Origin of the sequence: Veillonella sp. ZSJB6, from assembly GCF_051549505.1 — a bacterium.
GTDB lineage: Bacteria > Bacillota > Negativicutes > Veillonellales > Veillonellaceae > Veillonella.
In genome coordinates this window covers 1-266 of sequence record NZ_JBPUGE010000066.1, presented here as the reverse complement: position 1 = coordinate 266, position 266 = coordinate 1, and the positions used below count along the sequence as shown (strand labels likewise).

1 protein-coding gene is annotated in these 266 nt (G+C 57.1%); it reads right to left on the bottom strand.

Going from position 1 to position 266, the window contains the following annotated elements:
* Positions 1 to 266: aminopeptidase (locus tag ACSV5T_RS09915; RefSeq protein ID WP_438321006.1), on the bottom strand; the 266-nt coding region annotated here is incomplete at both ends.

Here is a 266-nt window from a genome sequence, read left to right as displayed (position 1 = left end):
CGAGCGCGACTTCTCCGATACGACGCGCCCCTTCATCGAGGTTCAACAACTCATCGAGTGCCTGTTGTCCTTGTTTCGCTTCCGCCTTCACGACTTTCCCGCCTTCGAACCAGAGCGTGAACCCATCGATCAAGTTGCCGCTATAGCTGAGCGGTTTCGTGCTCGACACGTGACCTTCGACCGAATCTTTATCGGCGAGCGTGAACACTTCTTCGGTCGGCATGTTGGCGATGAAATCGACACCGTCGATGTTCGGACCGCCGCCG